4 protein-coding genes are annotated in these 5278 nt (G+C 37.4%); 3 read left to right on the top strand and 1 reads right to left on the bottom strand.

Annotation, left to right across the window (positions count from 1 at the left end):
- Window positions 1-185 precede the first annotated feature (185 nt).
- Together ABZA26_RS06905 and ABZA26_RS06910 are read left to right on the top strand one after the other, a co-directional pair.
- Window positions 186-596, top strand: a complete 411-nt coding sequence (locus tag ABZA26_RS06905; protein WP_372713788.1) for a DUF5348 domain-containing protein — start codon at window positions 186-188, stop codon at window positions 594-596.
- A gap of 182 nt (window positions 597-778) precedes the next feature.
- The gene (locus tag ABZA26_RS06910) at window positions 779-2566 is read left to right on the top strand and encodes an alpha-amylase family glycosyl hydrolase (RefSeq protein WP_372713789.1); all 1788 of its coding nucleotides are present in this window, start codon (window positions 779-781) and stop codon (window positions 2564-2566) included.
- Window positions 2567-2622: 56 nt separating this feature from the next.
- Here ABZA26_RS06910 and ABZA26_RS06915 read toward each other — a convergent pair whose 3' ends face one another.
- A complete protein-coding gene (locus ABZA26_RS06915) occupies window positions 2623-3768 on the bottom strand; it encodes an iron-containing alcohol dehydrogenase (protein ID WP_372713790.1) in 1146 nt (381 codons plus the stop codon).
- Between the two features lie 437 nt (window positions 3769-4205).
- On the opposite strand from ABZA26_RS06915, the gene nudC reads away from it, so the two are divergent.
- Complete coding sequence (gene nudC / locus ABZA26_RS06920) at window positions 4206-5033, top strand: NAD(+) diphosphatase (RefSeq protein WP_372713791.1); 828 nt, start codon at window positions 4206-4208, stop codon at window positions 5031-5033.
- Window positions 5034-5278 lie beyond the last annotated feature (245 nt).

Raw genomic sequence — 5278 nt, forward strand, 5'->3', positions numbered from 1 at the left:
ATGACAACATGTATATGGCAAAGAAAGAGGGGAGAAACCGAACCAGACCCGATATAAGCTCTGAAGAAAAATTTTATAAAAATACAGAAAATGATTTTGAAATCTCCAATTTAAAAGTTTAAAGAAGGTAATCTAGGATTTTTTTTGAAGGATATTTTAAGGATTGAATAAAGGGGGTCTTAAAAATGCTGGATAAAAAATATATTGGTTTTTTAAAAGATCTAAAGAGTCTGAAATCAAATGCAGAAAATCTATTGAAAGGCGATGCCGGGAACAATTTTGAGGACAGAAAATGTCATGAGAGCATAGTGTATCTGAAAAAAGAGATAGAGGATGCCATACATGATATGGAACTTCTAAGTAAAACTACCCTCGAAGGGAAACTTGTGTTAAACAGCCAGGGACGGTTTAACCTGGATACGGCCCAGGAGCTTTATTTTACCTGCGGAAGTCCGTTGGAAATGTTTATCGACGGAGAGTGGTATAGGGGTAGAGTAGAAAGTGACGGGAAGGATTATTATTTTTATAACTATGAAGGTGAAAACATACCTCTAGATGAAGGTATGAAGGCAAGAATAAGAGTGGACCGGGGATAGCTAAAAGCTATCCTTTTTTTTTATACTTTAGATCGAATTAAAATTTATATAGTATATGGCTATTTTATACCTATGATATCTCTTATAAAGGAAAGAAAATTAAAACGAGTACAATATTTTAGTTGAAATTTAATGAAGTCTGAACCGGGTATTTAAGCTTGAAAAATTGGAGGTAAGAATTTATGAGAAGTATAAATGAAACAAATCTGAAAGAGATTGCAAAGGATAGAGAGTATTATAAATCACCGGAAAACTGGGAAGATGAGGTGCTGTATTTTCTCATGGTAGACAGGTTTTCAAATGGTGCCGAAGGGGATCTTTACAGCGGTGCAGATTATGAAAATATACTTTCCAATGAGGAATCCAAAAGAGTATGGGAGGAGTACGGAGACAAATGGAACGGAGGAAATCTAAAGGGAATAAAGAGTAAAATCGGCTATCTGAAAAATATGGGGGTAACGGCAATATGGATAAGCCCTATTTTCAGGCAGGTGGCCTTTGAAGAGAGTTACCACGGATACGGGATACAGAATTTTCTGGATATAGACCCACATTTCGGAACCAAAGAGGATATGAAAGATCTGGTAGATGAGGCTCACAGAAATGGGATATACATTGTAGTGGATATAATACTGAATCATACTGGTAACGTATTTTCATATGAAGAAACAGATACTGCCTATAATGGAAGTCAGTTTCATATGAAGGCTTTTCTGGACAAAAACGGAGAACCTGTCATTCCTGTTGATAATCCATCATTTGACGAAATATGGCCGGAGGGTGGAGTTTGGCCCCAGGAACTCATGAATAGAGAAACTTTCAGTAGGAAAGGGCATATAATCAACTGGGATACCTATCCTGAATATGTGGAGGGGGATTTTTACTCCCTAAAAAATATTTTTACCGGAAGCGGCGACTACAATGAGTTTAATCCGTCGGAAGCCCTGAAAGTACTCACAGAATGCTATAAGTACTGGATTGCTTACGCTGATATTGACGGATTCAGACTAGATACTGTAAAGCATCTGGAACAGGGAGCCACAAGGTATTTTTCCACTGAGATTCACGAATACACTAAGACCATAGGGAAGAATAATTTTTATATTATAGGGGAGATTACAGGAGGGCTGGAATTTGCAATGGAAACACTGGATAAAACCGGTCTGAATGCAGCCCTGGGAATAAATAAAATCCCGGAAAAACTGGAAAATGTGACAAAGGGATATTCTGATCCTGCAGAATTTTTTGATATTTTTAAAAACTCAAAACTCCTGGGCGAGGTTGAAAATAAGTGGTACAGAGATAATGTGATAACTATGTTTGATGACCATGATATGGTAACTCACAGAGAGTATAAACACCGATTTTGTGCAGATAAAAAAACCAATACCCTTATATTAAACGCTATATTTTTAAACTTGTTTTCCCTGGGAATACCTTGTATTTATTACGGAACTGAACAGGGATTTGACGGCAACGGAGACAGAGAGAAATATGTGAGAGAGAATATGTTCGGGGGAGAATTCGGGGCCTTCAGGACAAGGGGGAAACATTTTTTTGATGATACCAATCCCCTATACATTAATTTCTCAAAAATGTGTAAAATAAGAAAGGAACACCTCATCCTGAGGCAGGGAAGACAGTATCTGAGGGAGATATCCTATGATAGCAATGAATTTTCCATTCCTCACAAGATAGGAGATGGCAGACATGAAGGTGTGCTGGCCTGGTCTCGTATCCTGAGCCAGGATGAAATGGTCATGGCTATGAACTGCCATATTGAACAGGATCTGAAAGTAGATGTGGTTCTGGATTCTACCATGCACAAGGAAGGGGAAGAGTTTATCTGTATCTATTCCTCAGATGAATCCATGTGGGGAACTGTAGTCAGCAGTTTTTTTATAGGGGAAAACCTTGTAATACCAGTGAAAGTACCTAAACACGGGTGTGTAATATACAGTAAAAAATAATGGAGTAAAAGAAAAGAGGGTATTTTTTACCCTCTTTTAGTTTTAAAAATATATTTTTACATGGAATCTTTGAATATTTGGATTATCTGATTTTTAGAAGATTTTCTAGGATTGGTCGCAGCACACACATCTTTGAGTGTATTGTCAGCAAGAGTGGAGAAATCTTCTTCTTTAACTCCTAATTCTCTGAGTCCGGAAGGTATTCCCACATCCTTTGACAGCTTCTTAATTGCAGCTATGGCTTTTGATGCAGCCTCCATGGTAGTTATTCCGTCTGTATTTTCTCCCAAGGCTCTGGCAATATCTGCAAATCTTTCTGGACATGCAATGAGGTTAAATTGTTCAACTTGGGGAAGAAGAATGGCGTTACACACTCCGTGAGGGAGGTTATAAAAACCACCTAACTGATGAGCCATTGCATGGACATTACCAAGGCTGGCATTGTTGAAAGCCATACCTGCTAAGAATGCAGCGTAAGCCATCATTTCTCTGGATTCTAGATTTTCTCCGTTGGCCACAGCTGGACGCAGATATTTGCTGATTAGCTCAATGGACTTAATGGCAGCAGAATCTGTGACAGGAGTAGCAATAGTCGACACATAAGCCTCTACAGCATGGGTGAGGGCGTCCATTCCAGTGGCAGCAGTGAGGGAAGCCGGCATACTGACCATGAGCTCTGGATCATTTATGGAAACAGTAGGAGTGACATGCCAGTCCACTATTGCCATTTTTACAGAAGTATCTGTGTTTGTGATGATTGTAAAACGAGTCATTTCACTTCCTGTACCGGCAGTTGTATTTATTGCGATGAACGGAGGCATAGGGTTCTCAGATTTATCAACACCCTCATAATCACTTATTTTCCCACCGTTGGTAGCTAAAATACCTACCCCTTTTGCACAGTCAATGGAGCTTCCTCCACCTAGTGCGATTATAATATCACATTTTTCATTCTGATAAACAGAAAGTGCATCATTTACATTTTTTACAGTTGGATTTGGATTAACTTTGTCATAAACTGATGCTTCCACACCGCTTTCCTTTAAGAGTGAAATGATTTTTTCAGCTACACCGATTTTCACCAGTATTTCATCTGTAATAAGAAGAGCTTTAGAGCCATTTAATATTTTAGACTGTTTTCCCACATTTGATACTGCACCTCTGCCCATTAGATTTACCGTAGGTATGAAATAAGAATACATAATACTTCCTCCTTTAAAAAATTTATTATATAAAAAAGTTATAAACTTGGTTTTGAATTTTAGGGTTTAAAAACACGATTATTTCAGTAAAACTACTTTTGAAAATTCTGAATGTAGTAGATTATTTCGCACAATCCCAAATACTTCAAGAATAGTTAAAAAAGTACTTATATTTTTAGCTGTGATTTCGTTAGAATTTAGTGGGTCTAGAAGTGTAGGTTAAATAATTCTTTTGTACAAAATAATTTTTTATTGTATAAAAACCGGAATTATTCTAAATAAAATTTTCTTGAATCTGATTTTTAAAAAGAGCTGAAGGAAAAAAATGAAATATATAAAAACTTATAAAACTGGGTTTATATAACAAATAGAAATTTCATTGTGGTATAATAAATCTTAAAAAGGGACATTAGCCTGAAAGGGAATCGGGAGGAACTATGATAAACGAAATTTCACCAAATATTTTTAATATCTCGCTCTTAAGCCGTGAGAATATAAGGTCGGAGGAACAGGTTTTGTGCTATAGAGGAGGAAGGGTCCTCATGAAAAATATAGGGGATAAGTTTATTATTCCTAAAAAAAATGAGCTTGGAGAATTTGTAGGAGATGGTATATTTTTGGGAGAGGTAGACGGGGAAAAATGTTTTATGGCAGAGGGGAAAGAAGAGATGCCTCAGGGATTCTCATATGTGGGAATGAGAGATATAAGAGGGCAGGCAGATAAACTGTCTAAATGGGTGACAGCTGTGGGATTCCAGATGTACAGCTGGCTAAATGATAATAAATTTTGCGGAAGATGCGGCAATCCCATGGATCTGAAAAATGATGAAAGGGCTCTAGAGTGCACCGACTGCAAAAACATAATATTTCCAAAACTATCTCCTGCTATAATTGTGGCAATAAAAAAAGATAATAAGCTTCTTTTGGCTAAAAACAGGCTACATCCAGGGACTTTTTACAGCCTTATAGCCGGGTATGTAGAAGCGGGAGAGACTATAGAGGAAACAGTAAAGAGAGAGGTCATGGAAGAGGTGGGGATAGATGTGAAAAACATAAAATATTACAAAAGTCAGCCCTGGCCTTTTTCCAGCTCTCTTATGCTTGGATTTTTTGCAGAATATGACGGAAATAATCCAATAAAAATAGACAATGTAGAGATTTCCCACGCAGACTGGTTTGACGCTGACAGCCTCCCTGAGATACCAAATATGGATTCTGTGGCAGGAGAAATGATAAGGATTTTTAGGGATAATATAGAGGTATAAAGCTTAAAATTATAAAAGGAAAAACAGAAACCGGTTGAAAATCCTAAGTGATAGGATTTTATGGGGATTTTTATAAATTACTGAATTTCTCTAGTGTTACTTTTCTCTTGACAGAAAAGCACCCCAAGGGCATTTCCTCCCTTCGGTCAGGGCATAACCAAAAGGTTAAGAGTTTTCAAATGTCTAGGAAGTAGATGTTTCTTTTAACGCCTTTGTAAGCTACAGTCCTCGGTTCCCTGCGGAAC

The sequence above is a fragment of the Ilyobacter sp. genome, assembly GCF_041583315.1.
Classification (GTDB): Bacteria; Fusobacteriota; Fusobacteriia; order Fusobacteriales; family Fusobacteriaceae; genus Ilyobacter.